Consider the following 13,754-nt stretch of genomic DNA (forward strand, 5'->3'; position numbering starts at 1 on the left):
GTTCGGCGTGCCTGTGTCTCGTCCGGCGCGCGCCGGTACGCTTATGCCGCGGCGGATCCCTGGCCGCTGAGCAATGAACTGAAGCGGCGGTCCCAGAAGTCGCGGACCGTCACCGGTTGGCGCAGCAGGCCGCTGTCATGGAACAGGTCGGCGATGCGCTGCTGCGCGGCGATGTCCTCGTCGCTGACCGGGAGCAGGCGGCATGGCCGCTGGCGCTGGTCGAACTGTTGCAGGTAGAGCGACCGGGAGATCCCGGTCAGGGCTTCGTTGCGCGCGGCCCAGGCGTCGGGATTGCGCTCCACCCAGTCCCAGGTGGCGCGTTCGCGTTCGAGGAAGTCGGCGATCTGTGCCTGCTTGCCCGGTTGCGCCAACACCTTGGCGCTGGTGGCGATCAGGTAATTGCCGCACTGGTAGCGGCTGGCATCGGCCAGCAGTTCGCCGTCCATTTGCGTCAAGGCCTGGAGCGCCCCGATGCCGCCGGCGACGATGGCGTCGAGATGGCCGTTCTGAAACGCGATCAGCGCATCGCGCGCCGGCATCGCCCGGGCCTGGATATCGTCAAGGGTGAGGCCGTTGTGGCGTAGCAGGTTGAGCACCAGGTAGTGGGTGTCGGTGGCGCGTACGAAACTGATGCGTTTGCCCTTGAGGTCGGTGATCGAGCGGATGCCGCTGCCGCGCTTGACGATCACGCCGCTACGGTTCTGCTCGCCCTGGTAGCTGGCGATCAGCACCAGCGGGTTGCCGGCGGCGCTGGCGAACAACGGCAGCACCGGGCTCATGAAGGCGTAGTCGAGGCTGGCGCTGGCGAACGCCTCGAGCACCATGGCCCCGCCGGGGATGTCCACCCATTCCACCGGATAGGGCGTGGCGGCCTGCCCGGCATCGCCGAGAAAGCTTGCGGCCTGGCCCTTGTAGCGCCAGACCCGCAGTGCCTTCGGGGTGTTCGCCAGCGCCGGAGCCATGCCCGCGGCGAGGCCGAGCAGGGCGCTGTGCTGGATGAAGCGGCGGCGGTGAAGGTCGATGTTCATGGCTCAGTCCAGCAGGTCGGGTTGTTGCTGGACGATGCGGTCCCACAGCGGCAGGAAGTTCAGCCAGCCGAACAGCTCGCGCTGTGCCGCATCGAAGCTGTCCTCGCCCACCTGCGGAATGCGCGGTTGGCCGGCGGCATACGCCAGCAGATGAGCGCGGGCGGTGTCGTCGGCGAGGATAAAGCGCCACGCCGCGCTTTCCACGGTCTGGCCGGTGGTCCACAGGCCGTGGTTCTGCCAGACCAGCAGGTTGTTGTCGGCGAAGGTCTCGACGAAGGCCTGGGCCACCAGGTCGCGATCGGCGTTGCCCAGGGCATGGCGGTCGAACAGTACCTGCTCGCCGACGAAGGCCGAGGACTCGGCGGTGATCGGCTGGAACAGCTGGCCCAGGGACGACCACACCCGGCCATGGAAACCGTGCAGATGGGCGATGCCGACCACCTCCGGACGGGCCTTCTGCAACTCGTAGTGCAGTTCCAGGGCGCTGGTGTTGAGCAGGCCGTCGCCTTCCACTACCCGGCCCTGGCCGTTGACCCGCAGCAGATGGCTGGTGCGGATCTGCGAGAACGGCACGCCCAGCGGGTTGATCCAGTAATGGTCGGTCTCGATCGGGTCGCGGGCGGTGAAATGCCCGGCCAGGCCGACCTCGAAGCCCAGCTCGGCGAACAGCCGATAGGACGCCGCGAGTCGTTGCTTGCGGTGCAGGCGTTCGGCGTGAAGATCGGCGTGGGTGGTCGGGGCGCTCAGTTGTAGGCGATGGTTGTGGTTCGGCAGGCGGGTAATGCTATGGCTCATCGGGGCGTACTCGCAGGTGGATGAATCGGGCGCCTCCACCGTGCGAGGGGTCGGGTCTGGAGGGACTGTAGCAAGGGGGAAGGGAAGGGAAGAAATACTGTTTTGATCTATTTTTATTATTATTTTTCAGAATAAAAAATCAGATGAATATTTAGTTATTGCATTTTTAGAAAGGGCCTCATCGCTGGCAAGCCAGCTCCCACACGACCCCTGTGGGAGCTGGCTTGCCAGCGATGAGGCCCTCAAAATCAGGCTACGTCAGCCGCCTTCACACTATTCCTGTTCACCGGCACCACCAGTCCCAGGTGGTCCCTCAAGGTCCGACCCGCATAGTTCTCCCTGAACAACCCACGCTCGCGCAGGATCGGTAGCACTTCGTCGGTAAAGCGCGCAAACGCCGCCGGCGCGCCGACGTGCACGTTGAATCCGTCCACCGCACCTTCCTTGAACCAGCGTTCGATCTCGTCGGCCACCGTTCGCGCCGACCCGGCAAAGCCGGTAAAAGGCCGGGCGAACCTGAGTGCTGTCTCGCGCAGGGTAAGGCCCTGTTCGCGCGCGACCCGCTTGATCTTCTCGGCATGTCCGCGATAGCCATTGCTGCCCAGGTCACCCAGCTCCGGGAACGGCTCATCCAGCGGGTACTGGCTGAAATCGTGGTAATTGAACGGCCGCCCCAGTTGCACCAGCGCCTTGTTCAGGTCCAGTTCGCCATGCCTGGCCTTGAGGATCGCCTGCGCTTGTTCATCGGTATCGGCAATGATCGGCGTGATTCCCGGGAACACCAGCACCTGCGCCGGATCGCGCCCGGCCTGCGCCGCCCGGCGCTTGATGTCGGCGTAGTACTCGCGGGCATCGTCGAAGTTGTCGACCCCGGCGAAGATCCCCTCGGCAATGTGCGCGGCCAGCCCGCGACCGGACTCCGATACCCCGGCCTGGAAAATCACCGGCTGGCCCTGGGCCGAGCGGGATATGTTCAGCGGCCCGGCGACCGAGAAGAACTCGCCGCGATGGTCCAGTCGATGCTGCTTGGCCGGATCGAGGAAGCGCTTGCTGGCCCGATCCCGGGGGAAGGCATCGTCCTCGTAGGAGTCCCATAGCCCCTGGACCACCGCCACATGCTCATGGGCGCGGCGATAGCGCTCGCCGTGGTCGATATGCTGCTCGCGGCCGAAATTGCCGGCGGCGCCTTCCAGCCCCGTGGTCACCACGTTCCAGCCGGCACGGCCATGACTGATGTGGTCCAGCGAGGCGAACTGGCGGGCGACATTGAAGGGCTCTGTGTACGAGGTGGTCAGGGTCGCTACCAGGCCGATCCTGTCCGTGGCGCCGGCCAGGGCGGAGAGCAAGGTCAGCGGCTCCAGCCGATTGAGAAAGTGTGGCGCCGAGTCCGGGGTGATGTAGGGGCTGTCGACGATGAAGACGAAGTCGAACTTCGCCGCTTCGGCCGCCCGGGCCTGCTGCTTGTACCAGTCGATGTCGATGCTCGCGTTGCCGGGAATGCCCGGGTCCAGCCATTCCTGCTGGTCGGTGCCGACACCGGTGAGGATCGCGCCAAGGTGCAATTGCCGTGTGCTCATGCTGCAACTCCTGTAGTTGGTGAAGAAGAGGGGGCTCAGGCCCAGGCGTGGCGGACCACCAGGCCGTCGGCATCGAGGGCGGCATCCACCGCGTCGATGATCGGCTGGGCTTCGCTGCGCACCAGCCAGTCGGGGCTGACCTCGGCGAATTGCACCCGGCGATCACGGCCGATCACCACCACCGTGGGCTGCGGCAGTTCCCAGGTGCCAGTGCCGGTCACGGCGCCGATGCTGTTGCCCTTGGCCAGGGCGGCCTGGCGCGAGGCTTCGTCGAAGCTGTAGAGCACGCCGAAGCGGCGGCCGAGCCGGTTGTCCGGGTCGCTGGCGACCTGCAGGGTCAAGCGGTGCTTGTCGCGGATTTCCACCAGGCGCTCCGGCACCTGCGGGCTGATCGCGACCAGCGGCACGCCGCGACGCTGCAGGGCCGGTTGCAGGTTTCGCTCGTAGTAGGGAATGGCGATATTGCAGGCCGGACAGCCGGCGAAGCGGAAGAACACCAGCACGGCAGGGCCGTTCTCCAGCAACAGGTCGAGGGTCAGCGGGCCACCTTCGACCTTGAGCAGTTCGAAGGACTCGACGAGGTCGCCGGCCTTGATGAAGCGCTGCGGATCGGCTTCTTCCACCAGACGCTGGCGCTGGTCGATATTGACCTTGAGGGCTTCCGGGGCCCAGGTGCGCACGCGTTCGGCATGCAGTTCGGCAAGCAGGTGATTGAGGGATTCACTCATGGCGTGGTCCTGTGTCGGGGGAAGGGGTGGCCAGCTCCCGGGCGAGCGCGAAGATGTGCTCCATGCGCCAGTGCTGGTTGTCGTAGCGCGGGTCGTTGGCGAACTCGTCCCAGCCGGAATCGCGGCGATATTGGCCAGGCAGGTTGCTGGCCAGGACCTGCACGGGGTCGAGGCTGACCGGGTGTTCGCAGTCGGGGTGTACGTAGAGCGCATCGCTGGCGCAGTACAGCTCGCACATGAAGCAGGTCTGGCAGGAACCCTGGTTGGCGATGCGCGGTTTGCCGTCGCTGCCGAGGGCGAGAACGTTGGTGGGGCAGACGCTGATGCATTGGCTGCAGCCGCTGCAGCGGTCGCTGAAGATCAGTTCGATCATGCCGGGGTCTCCACGGGGCGCGTGACCGGGTCGTGACGGACCCAGAGGCTGTCCAGTCCGCCGCTGCGCAGGTGCACGTCGAAGCGGTCGTGTCGTTGCGGTGCGTCGGTGCGTTGATGGATGCCGCGGCTTTCCTTGCGCGCCAGGGCGCTTGAGTAGCACCAGCGGGCACTGGCCAGCAGGGCCTGGGTTTCCCGCCGGCGCAACAGGCTGTCCGGGTCGCTGTGGTGGGCGTTGCCGCGCAGGCGGTCCCAGTGGCTGTCCAGCGTCAGCAACGAGCGCTGCAATTGGGCGCCGGTGCGGAACAGGTTCTTGTCGTACGGATGCAATTCGTTCTGCACGGCCTGGATGGTCTCGCGGTAATCGGCGTCGGCAGCAGGAATCGAGGTTTCAGCGTACCGTGCCACGGTACGTATCGCTGTACGATTGGCTTTTGCGTACTGCGCAGCACCGCTTCCCGCCCATTGCCCGCTGGACAGCGCCCACGAGGAATTCACCGCGCCGCCGCCCGAGATCGCGCCGGTCACCGTTTCGCGGCTGGCGGCATCGCCGGCGGTGAACAGGCCGGGCACGGTGGTCTGGCAGTGGTCGTCGGTCACCCGCAGGCCACCGACACCGCGAATGGTGCCTTCGCCGTGCAAGGTCACGGCGAACTTGTCGCGGTAGGGGTCGATGCCCAGGCGATCGAACGGCAGCATCAGGTTCGGCTGCACATAGGGAAGGCGTGCGCGGATGTCGGCGGGAATCCGGTCCAGGCGGCAGAACACCGGCCCGCGCAGCAGATGGCTGGCAAGGGCATTGTTGAAATCAGGGCCCTGGGGGATATCCAGCTCGCGCCCGGCGGCATCGAAGTAGCGGCCGAAGGTGTAGACCATCGAACGGGTCATGGTGCTGCCGGCCGGGGCGATGCAGTAGTAGGCGGAGAACTCCATGCCCGACAGCTCGGCACCGGCTTCCACGCCCATCAGGTAGCCGTCGCCGGTATTGGTATGGCTGCCGAGCAGGCGTGACAGGAAGCCGCAACCTCCGGTGGCCAGCACCGTGGCCGGGGCCGTTACCTGCCACTCGCGCTTGAGCTGGCGCTGCCAGCCGCGGGCGCCGGCCAATTCGCCGGATTCGCTGCGCAGCAGTTCCAGGGCCGGGCTCTGGTCCAGCAGGGTGACGCCGTGCTCCAGCGCAAGCTGGCGCATGGCGCGCATATATTCAGGGCCGCGCAGTGCACGGTACTGCTTGCGCCCCTGCTCATCGCTGGGGAAATGGTAGAGACGGTCCAGTTGCGGAAGGGACTGCCAGGTGGTTTCGAGGATGCGCGCCATCCAGCGCGCGTCACCCAGGCCTGCGGCGCTCTCGACGCGCTTGCCGATCGCGGCCTGGCGCTGCTCGGGCGGCACCCACCAATGGCCGGGCCCGGCGGTGGCGGTCACGCCGCTGGTGCCGCACCAGCCTTTTTCGGCGAGCACCACCTTGGCGCCTTCACGGGCGGCGGCGACGGCGGCCCAGGTGCCGGCGAGGCCACCGCCGATCACCAGCACATCGGCAGCGAGCTGGAGCGGGGCGGGGGCGTTGTGAAACAGGGGGATCATTGGCGCATTCACTCCGGCTGAGGTCGTTGGGGACGGCCTCCGCCGGGAATGGGGTCGGGTCTTGGGATAGAACGATAGGCGCGGGAGCAGGTGGTAGGGAAAGGCTTTTTGGTTCTAAGCTAATTATGCGAGTTATGTATTTATTTGCTTTTCAAAATCAGGAATAAGTATTTAGTTGGCAGTGCCGACAACCCTGTGGGGGGCTCCTACGGCTAGTGTCTTTTTGCTATCATTTGCCCACAAATAATATCCAGCGCTCTGCGCAAGCGAGTTGTACTAAGGATCCCGAGTCCCATGGCGTTATTCCTGCAAAAGCCGGTGTTCTGGAACACCAACAACTACATCGCGCCGTCCGGCGGCTTCGCCACCAGTGGCTTCGCCCGGGAAAACGGCTACGGCCACGAAGAATGGAACAACTCGCCACGCCTGCTCCTGCGCCAGGGCAACCAGCGCTACCGGGTCTTCCATACCGAGGGCGCTGGTGCGGCGCCGCTGGTGGAGAACGCCGGCCAGACCTTCGTGTTCATGACCGCCGCGCACAACGGCATCCTGCAACTGGTAGGCGTCGCCGGTAACGCCGTCGGCCTGTTCGACGAGCGCCTGCTGGGGCAGCGCCAGCAGATCGTCGACAAGCTCGCCCTGCAGGAACTGTGGGAAGAAGCCTGGGCCGTGACCAAGGTCCGGCGTATCCACGAGGATGACCGCCACCACTTCCTGCGCAACTGGAAACAGAACCTTCAGCGTATTCCTGCCTGGATCTGCCCGGAAGAGTACTTCTGGTGGTTCGACGAGCCCGTCACCCTTGATCTGCGCGCGATCATTGGCGCGGAGAAACTGGCGTCCGCAGGTACCAGCGAGCTGGACCTGGCTCTGGTGGGGCGGATCATGGATGCCATTCCCGCGTCGCAGCGGGGCGAGCGCTGGGCGCGCTTGATCGACGCGATCCACTGCGCGCCGAGCGAACCGGTGGCGGCCTCGGACCGGGATGCGCTGCTGGAAGGCAGCGAGCCGGTGACCGAGCAACTGGCTAACCTTCAAGCCCGTCGTGGACGCGGCAAGTTCCGCCAGGACCTGCTGGCAACCTGGGGCGGGGCCTGTGCGGTGACCGGGCTGGCCTGTGCCGAGGTGTTGCGTGCCTCGCATATCAAGCCCTGGGCGGTGGCGACGGCGAAGGAGCGTCTGGATCCTGATAACGGGTTGCTGTTGTCGGCGAACCTCGACGTCCTGTTCTACCGTGGCCTGCTGTCTTTCGACGAGCAGGGGCAGATGCTGGTGTCGCATTGGCTGGGCGAGGCTGATCGGGCGGCCTTGGGGCTGCCACGGGCGCTGCGCTTCGTGCCGGGCGCAATGGCTCACTACCTGCACTATCACCGCACCGAGGTGTTTCAGCAGTGATGAGCGGGGCGCTGATCGGCGCCCCGTTGCATCACCCCGAAACGCAGATCATCCGGCGGTCTTGCCCTGCTTGATGGTTTTGCCCAGGGCAAACAGCGTGCTGTCGATATGCATCAGGTAGTCCGCCGACGCTTTCAGTTGCGGTTCGAAGCGTTCGGTTTTCAGCCAGCGCTTGTACTCGTTGATCCCGGAAACCTGGTTGTTGAGCAAGGTGATCCGGCGGATCGCGTCCATCTTTTTTTCGTCGTTGCGATCGGCGCGCCACAACAGGAAACCACGCAGCACATGCTGGTCGATGATGGGCTCGCGCTTGTCGGCGAGGTGGCGACCGAACTGGTGGAACACCTGGCCCGGGCCGTTTTTCCGCACGGTTTCGGCATGCACGCCACGCACGCCTTCGACGATGTGCGTCACCTTGCTCAGGTCGCCGTTCTTCCAGGCGATGGAATACAGCAGCTTTTCCAGCGGTGACAGCGCCCTGTCGCTGATCCGTGGATGAAACTCGCCGCTGTCGGTCAGCAGCCCTTCGGCCATCAGGGTGGCGATCTCATCGCTGTTGATCGATAGCCGCAGTTCCGGATAGTCCTTGCGGTCCAGTCGATTGACATGCAGCCCGGGGTGCTCGGAGACAATGGCCGACAATTCAGCGACGGAGCGTGCCCGGAGAATGTCGGCGAACACCCTATCGACAAGCGTCAGCGCCTGGGCGTTGTTCATCGTCAGGCATCCTCGCCGACGTTGTTGTAGGTCTTGCGGTTGACCATCCAGGGCAATGCCGGCTGGCTGCGAACGTGCTTGTAGCAGCCCCTGGCGAATTCATAGGTCTTCAATTGCTGGAAGTAGCGATTGCGCCCGTGCCATTCATAGGTCACGAGAAACACCAGCAATGGTTTGTCGGCGTTTTCCCATACCCCGTGTATGCGCTCCAGCGCCATGTCCAGCTCATTGACCCGGGTGTAGCCGATGAAGGTCTGGAACACCGCATCATCGGTACGCTCGAGCAGCTTTTCGAACTCGTTGATATCGGTATGGGCGCGTTTCCACTCCCACTCCACGTAGGACAGGGTCTGTTCCGGGAAGCGTATGACCGCATCGGTACGGCCGCCTTGCTCGAACAATGCACGAGCCCCGAGCAGGGTCGCGCATTGCCTGACCACCAGGCCGATATGAATCGTCCAGTTGGCCGGGTTGGCCATGGAGTGTTCCTCCGTCACGGGAAAGTCGCGATACCAGAGGCAATTGAAGAGGGTTACGAAGTCTCGTGCGATGCGTTTCACCGGCGTTCCTTGCATGGGCCAGAATGGTGGGGTGGCATCATATTGCAATCATTTGGCGATGGCACACCCCCTGGATCACTATTGCTGCAGGGCCATGTGTTTGCGATACCGGCGTGTCAGCCACAGGGTGCTGATTTGCTGCATCAGCAACGCCCAGGCCGGCGATACCGTGCTATCGGGAGAGCGGCCCCGACCCAGCCGGCGCAACTGGAACTTCACGGCCGCCATGACGCCCATCGATGCCAGCACCTTGTTCTTCCAGGTGATGGGGCGCAGTGCCGGGACGTTGTCCTGCCCTTGCTGCCATTGGCGCGGCAGGTCGGGTTCGATGGCCAGGGCCGTACCGATCCCGGCCATGGCCACGCCGGAGGTGATCACCTGTTCGGCCACCGGGCGACGCCGGATGCCGCCGGTCACCATCAGCGGCATGTTCGCCACACTTTGCAGGTCCCGGGCGAAGTCGATGAAATAGGCTTCCCTGGCCAGGGTCCGGCCATCCCGGGCTACGCCCTGCATCGCCGGTGCTTCGTAGCTGCCGCCCGACAATTCCACCAGGTCCACGGGCAGCTCGTTCAGGCGCATCACCACCTCGCGGGCGTCCTCGGCGCTGAAGCCGCCGCGCTGGAAGTCCGCGGAATTGAGCTTGACCGCCACGGTGAAATCCTTCGCGACCACGGCGCGTACGGCCTTCACCACTTCGATCAGCAGGCGTGCGCGGTTCTCCAGTGAACCGCCCCATTGATCCGTGCGCTGGTTGCTCAGGGGCGAAAGGAACTGGCTGAGCAGGTAACCGTGCGCTGCATGGATCTGCACGCCGTTGAAACCGGCCTGCTCGGCGAGGCGGGCAGTGTTGGCGAAGCGCTGGATCACCTCGGCGATCATCGCTTGATCCATGGCCCGGGGCAGCGCGAAATGCCGTGACATATTGCCCAGCGCCAAGGGCACGGCCGAGGGTGCCCAGGCCGGCTGGCCGAGATTGGCCGGCATCTGTCGCCCGGGATGGTTGAGCTGCAGCCAGAACTGCGCGCCGCCAGCCTGTCCGGCACGGGCCCAGTGGCGAAAGCGTTCGAGCTGACGGTCGTCCTCCAGCACCACGCCACCGGGGCCGGTCATGGCGCGGCGATCGATCATCACGTTGCCGCTGATCAGCAGCCCGGCACCGCCTTCGGCCCAGGTCCGGTACAGGCGCAGCAGCTCGGCAGAAGGGGCATGGTCGGCATCGGCCATGTTCTCTTCCATGGCGGCCTTGGCCAGGCGATTGGGGACCACGCTGCCGTTGGGCAGGGTGAGGGGCGTGAACAGGTTCATAAGAGGAGGCTCCACGATTGGTCGTGGCCTCACCTTAGGTTTAAAGTGAACTTTAAGGTCAAGCACTTTGCTACGGGGTGGTGGATGAAAATCGGCGAGTTGGCGAAACGCAGCGGGTTATCGGCGTCGAGGATCCGTTTCTACGAGTCCAGCGGCTTGCTGAGCACGGTAGAACGTACGGGAAACGGTTACCGCAGCTATGACGCGGATGCGTTGTGGATGCTCGAACTCATCACCGGTGCGCAGCGCGCCGGGTTTTCCTTGGAAGAGATCCGCAGCCTGCTGCCGACCTCCGGGGGCGCCTGGCCGCAGGAGGAACTGCTGGCCGGGCTGAGGCGCAAGGTTGCGGAGATCGAGGTTTTGCAGGAACGCCTGGCGCGCAACAAGGCACAGTTGCTGGTAGCGATCGAGGGCATCGAAAGCCGGCCGCAGGGCCAGGCCTGCTCGGAGAATGCGCAGCAGGTGTTGGAGCGGTTGCGCAGCAAGCAAAAAGCCTAGTCCTCGTTGCGACTGGTGCCAGTGCGGTCACGTTCGAAATGCTTGATGCCGGGAAATTCCGGGAGCCAGTTTTCCCGACGTATCACCCAGAGCTCGTAGGTGGGCTTGAATTGGCTGGGTGCATCCAGCGAGCCGATATTCAGCTCGACTTCATCGCCGCTGCGGGAAAACACCGGGGAACCGCACTTGGGGCAGAAATGGCGATTCTGGTAGGTGCCGGTCTGGCCGGTGACGCTGACGGCGGTTTCGGGGTAGATCGCCGAAGCGTTGAGCAGGGCGCCGTGGTGCTTGCGGCAGTCCATGCAATGGCAGAGACCAACGCGGTAGGGCTCGCCGCGGGCTTCGAAGCGGACCTGGCCACAAAGGCAGCCGCCTGTGATGGGGGACATGACCAGCACCTTTGTTGTGGGGGTGATGGTGTTGGGACTCTTCCAGGTTTGTGTTGTTCATTCGGGCCTCATCGCTGGCAAGCCAGCTCCCACAGGCACCGCGTAACCCTGTGGGAGCTGGCTTGCCAGCGATGAGGCCCGAAAGACCACTACAAAGCTCAGCCAGCCAGCGTCCCGTTATCGATCACGAACCGGTACTTCACATCCCCCTTGAGCATCCTTTCGTAGCTTTCGTTGATCTGCTCCGCCCGAATCAGCTCGATATCCGAGACAATCCCGTGCTCGGCGCAGAAGTCCAGCATTTCCTGGGTTTCCGGGATCCCGCCGATCATCGAGCCGGCGATGCTGCGGCGCTTGAAGATCAGGTTGAACGCGTTCGGTGACGGGTGGTTGGTGGCCGGGGCGCCGACCAGGGTCAGGGTGCCGTCGCGCTTTAGCAGGACCAGGAAGGCATCCAGGTCGTGGGGCGCGGCGACAGTGTTGAGGATCAGGTCGAAGGATTTGCTGTGCGCCGCCATTTCCGCCCGGTTGCGCGACACCACCACTTCGTCCGCACCCAGCTCCAGCGCCGCCTCGCGCTTGGATTCGGAGGTGGTGAAGGCCACCACATGGGCGCCCATGGCATGGGCCAGCTTGATGCCCATGTGCCCCAGGCCGCCGATGCCGACCACACCCACCTTCTTGCCCGGCCCGGCACCCCAGGTGCGCAGCGGCGAGTAGGTGGTGATGCCGGCACAGAGCAGCGGTGCGACGGCGGCCAGTTGCTCTTCGGGGTGGCGGATGCGCAGGACATAGCGCTCGTGTACGACGATCTGTTCGGAATACCCGCCCAGGGTCCAGCCCGGGGCATCCGGCGTCGGGAAATTGTAGGTGCCGATCATGCCGTCGCAGTAGTTCTCGAGGCCTTCGTCGCAGTCGGCGCAGTGTTTGCAGCTATCGACGATGCAACCGACGCCCACCAGGTCGCCGACCTTGAAACCGCTGACATGCCCCCCGACGGCGGCGACCCGGCCGACGATCTCATGGCCGGGCACGCAGGGGTAACGGGTGCCGTCCCACTCCGAGCGCACCTGGTGCAGGTCGGAGTGGCAGATGCCGCAGTAGGCGATTTCGATACGCACGTCGTGGGCGCCGACATCGCGGCGGGTGATGGTCAGCGGCTCCAGCGGCTGGTGGCCGGAATGGGCGCCATAGGCGATGACTTGCATGCGCAACTCCTCGGTAGGGTAAGTGACGGTTTCATCTTCAGTGGTTGCCGGGCGCAGCCGGTAACCCGATCCGACCGGGTTCTTGCCTAATCCTTCAGCGCCGCTTCGATCCGGACACTGTGGGAGATGGTGCTTTTCGGGGTCATCACGGCAACTCCTGGGTAGGGTGGCTGGTTGAGTCTAGACCTTGAGGGCCTCATCGCTGGCAAGTCAGCTACCACACGGACCCTGTGGGAGCTGGCTTGCCAGCGATGAGGCCCTCAAGCACACCATCAATGCTCCTGCATATAACTCAGGGTCATCCTGGCCAACGCCCGGATCCCTACCGCCAACGCCCCGTCATCCACCTGGAACCCCGGCGAATGGGTCGGCCATACCGGCTTGTCTGCCAATGCCTTCGGCGTTACCCCCATGCGCATGAAGATCCCGGGGATCTGCCGCGCATATTCGGCGAAATCGTCTGCGCCATAGGTGCCGCTATCCACCTTGACCGGCACTGTCGAGACGCTTTCCAGCACTGGCAACAGCCGGTCCACCAGCGCCGTGTCGTTGTAGCCGGCGCGGTAGTTGCCGGGCAGGTAGTCCACCTCGGCACTGGCCCCCGAGGCCTCGGCGATCTTTTCCGCCGTGCGGCGCATGCGCTGCAGCACATCCTCGCGCTGCTCGTCGCTGACCGTCCTGACCGAGCCTTCCAGGCGCACTTCGGCAGGAATGATGTTATGCCGGTCGCCGGCTTCGATCCGGCCCACGGAAATCACCGGCGCCGGCAACACGCTGAGGTTCGACTGGCGGCTGGGGATGGTCTGCCAGGCGAGGATCGTCTGCGCCGCCACCGGCACCGGGTCGATGCCGGTCCAGGGGAAGGCGGCATGGGTCTGGCGGCCCTTGATCCGGGCGACGAAGGTGTCCGCCGCCGCCGTGGTGCGGGTGCGACTCAGGGTGAAACCACCGGAGGCGCCAGCAGTGACATGGATCCCGAAAATCACTGCCGGCGCCGGGTTTTGCAGCACGCCTTCTTCGATCATCTGCTTCGCCCCACCGGATTCGCCCAGTGGCGGACCTTCCTCGGCAGGCTGGAAGATCAGCTTCAAGGTGCCCGGCAATTCGTCGCGCCGCGCAGCGAGCACCTCGGCCACGCCCAGGGCCATGGCCATATGGGCGTCATGCCCGCAGGCATGCATCACCCCGACCTCCTTGCCCCGGGTGCGGAAATCGCCACCTTCGTCCTTGGCCCGCACGCTGGAGGCGTAGGGCAAGCCGGTCTGCTCGGTCAGCGGCAGGGCATCCAGTTCGGCGCGGATCGCCACCACCGGCCCCGGCTTGCCGCCGCGCAGGATACCGACCACACCGGTATGGGCGACCCCGGTCTGCACCTCCAGCCCCAGTTCGCGCAGGCGCCGGGCGATACGCTCGGCGGTCTGCACTTCGCGGTTGCCCAGTTCAGGGTGCTGATGGATCTGGTGGCGGAGCTCGATCACCCCGGGCAAGGCCTTGGCGATCCGTGCATCCAGGTCGCCCCAATCCTCGGCGGCAACGGCCCCTGACACCAGTAGCAATGCGAACCCTGCAAGACGAAACGGCAGCATTCCGGCTCC

Annotated in this window: 14 protein-coding genes; 2 read left to right on the forward strand and 12 right to left on the reverse strand. The window is 64.9% G+C overall.

The genetic code is table 11. The features are described from left to right. Window positions 1-41: 41 nt before the first annotated feature. From N7650_RS11610 to N7650_RS11635, 6 genes are all read right to left on the reverse strand, one after another. The gene (locus N7650_RS11610) at window positions 42-1,028 is read right to left on the reverse strand and encodes an ABC transporter substrate-binding protein (protein ID WP_009395419.1); all 987 of its coding nucleotides are present in this window, start codon (window positions 1,026-1,028) and stop codon (window positions 42-44) included. 3 nt (window positions 1,029-1,031) lie between these two features. After that, complete coding sequence (locus tag N7650_RS11615) at window positions 1,032-1,823, reverse strand: class II aldolase/adducin family protein (protein WP_279898285.1); 792 nt, start codon at window positions 1,821-1,823, stop codon at window positions 1,032-1,034. A gap of 248 nt (window positions 1,824-2,071) precedes the next feature. Further along, window positions 2,072-3,400 (reverse strand): LLM class flavin-dependent oxidoreductase, encoded by a 1,329-nt coding sequence (locus N7650_RS11620; protein ID WP_279898287.1) that lies wholly within the window; start codon window positions 3,398-3,400, stop codon window positions 2,072-2,074. Window positions 3,401-3,435: 35 nt separating this feature from the next. Next, complete coding sequence (locus N7650_RS11625; RefSeq protein ID WP_279898289.1) at window positions 3,436-4,128, reverse strand: peroxiredoxin-like family protein; 693 nt, start codon at window positions 4,126-4,128, stop codon at window positions 3,436-3,438. Continuing rightward, the gene (locus N7650_RS11630) at window positions 4,121-4,501 is read right to left on the reverse strand and encodes a 4Fe-4S binding protein (RefSeq protein ID WP_279898290.1); all 381 of its coding nucleotides are present in this window, start codon (window positions 4,499-4,501) and stop codon (window positions 4,121-4,123) included. Before N7650_RS11630 ends, N7650_RS11625 begins: the two co-directional genes overlap by 8 nt. Then, window positions 4,498-6,084, reverse strand: a complete 1,587-nt coding sequence (locus N7650_RS11635; protein ID WP_279898291.1) for an FAD-binding protein — start codon at window positions 6,082-6,084, stop codon at window positions 4,498-4,500. The genes N7650_RS11630 and N7650_RS11635 overlap by 4 nt, the downstream gene beginning before the upstream one ends. A gap of 294 nt (window positions 6,085-6,378) precedes the next feature. Here N7650_RS11635 and N7650_RS11640 point away from each other — a divergent pair, with 294 nt between their 5' ends. Next, on the forward strand, window positions 6,379-7,479 hold the full coding sequence (locus N7650_RS11640; RefSeq protein WP_009395427.1) for an HNH endonuclease: 1,101 nt from the start codon (window positions 6,379-6,381) through the stop codon (window positions 7,477-7,479). A 48-nt stretch (window positions 7,480-7,527) separates the two neighbouring features. On the opposite strand, the gene N7650_RS11645 is transcribed toward N7650_RS11640, so the two are convergent. The 3 genes from N7650_RS11645 to N7650_RS11655 form a co-directional block, all read right to left on the reverse strand. Next, complete coding sequence (locus N7650_RS11645) at window positions 7,528-8,196, reverse strand: hypothetical protein (RefSeq protein WP_009395428.1); 669 nt, start codon at window positions 8,194-8,196, stop codon at window positions 7,528-7,530. 2 nt (window positions 8,197-8,198) lie between these two features. Continuing rightward, window positions 8,199-8,756: a hypothetical protein gene (locus tag N7650_RS11650; RefSeq protein ID WP_170394523.1), complete on the reverse strand. Its 558-nt coding sequence runs from the start codon at window positions 8,754-8,756 to the stop codon at window positions 8,199-8,201. 78 nt (window positions 8,757-8,834) lie between these two features. Further along, the gene (locus tag N7650_RS11655; RefSeq protein WP_279898293.1) at window positions 8,835-10,064 is read right to left on the reverse strand and encodes an NADH:flavin oxidoreductase/NADH oxidase family protein; all 1,230 of its coding nucleotides are present in this window, start codon (window positions 10,062-10,064) and stop codon (window positions 8,835-8,837) included. Window positions 10,065-10,148: 84 nt separating this feature from the next. Between N7650_RS11655 and N7650_RS11660 the strand changes: the two genes are divergently transcribed. After that, entirely contained in the window at window positions 10,149-10,562 is a 414-nt protein-coding gene (locus N7650_RS11660) for a MerR family transcriptional regulator (protein ID WP_009395431.1), read from the forward strand. Here N7650_RS11660 and N7650_RS11665 read toward each other — a convergent pair. The 3 genes from N7650_RS11665 to N7650_RS11675 all read right to left on the reverse strand — a co-directional run bounded on the left by N7650_RS11665 (window position 10,559) and on the right by N7650_RS11675 (window position 13,745). Further along, the gene (locus N7650_RS11665) at window positions 10,559-10,951 is read right to left on the reverse strand and encodes a GFA family protein (protein WP_279898294.1); all 393 of its coding nucleotides are present in this window, start codon (window positions 10,949-10,951) and stop codon (window positions 10,559-10,561) included. The two genes, N7650_RS11660 and N7650_RS11665, sit on opposite strands and share 4 nt — an antisense overlap. A 158-nt stretch (window positions 10,952-11,109) precedes the next feature. Then, window positions 11,110-12,159, reverse strand: coding sequence for an NAD(P)-dependent alcohol dehydrogenase (locus tag N7650_RS11670; RefSeq protein ID WP_279898296.1), 1,050 nt, complete (start codon window positions 12,157-12,159; stop codon window positions 11,110-11,112). A 272-nt stretch (window positions 12,160-12,431) separates the two neighbouring features. After that, entirely contained in the window at window positions 12,432-13,745 is a 1,314-nt protein-coding gene (locus tag N7650_RS11675) for an amidohydrolase (protein WP_009395434.1), read from the reverse strand. Window positions 13,746-13,754: the final 9 nt, after the last annotated feature.

Source organism: Pseudomonas sp. GD04058 (assembly GCF_029836855.1).
Taxonomy (GTDB): domain Bacteria; phylum Pseudomonadota; class Gammaproteobacteria; order Pseudomonadales; family Pseudomonadaceae; genus Aquipseudomonas; species Aquipseudomonas bharatica.